The organism is Dellaglioa sp. CoH-57-MRSF-16 (assembly GCF_056782055.1).
Map to the genome: position 1 here is coordinate 1 of NZ_JBXAXZ010000109.1, position 346 is coordinate 346.

A 346-nucleotide genomic window follows, 5' to 3' on the forward strand; every position below is an offset into this window, starting at 1 on the left:
CGTGCGTCGTGCGCCCGAAACCCCCGACAAACGTATGGCTCATGTTCAGCTTGCGCAAGGCCTCCGATACTTGGATTGGTGACGCATCAATAACGCCAAAAGCGCCTAGAATCATTTCCTGCTCCTAATTACTTGATCTGGTGGGGGAACCCCTCAACAATTTTCGATTCGCCCTTGGCGTCCTTAACGACGGTGAACGGTTTAGAGTCTGGGAACACACGCTCCGACTTCGGCGCGATGATCACGATCGACGGAACCATCGTATTCAGGATTTTCACCACGCTGTACATGGCTTCCGTCATTTCGGGGCTCATGTGTGCATCCGGCTCATCGAGCACCATGAGCG

General features: G+C 54.0%; 1 protein-coding gene. It reads right to left on the minus strand.

All coding sequences use genetic code 11. The features are described from left to right. Positions 1–128 precede the first annotated feature (128 nt). Positions 129–346 (minus strand): hypothetical protein (locus tag AC1RPH_RS08085; protein WP_481762072.1); only part of this gene is annotated, 218 nt, incomplete at its 5' end.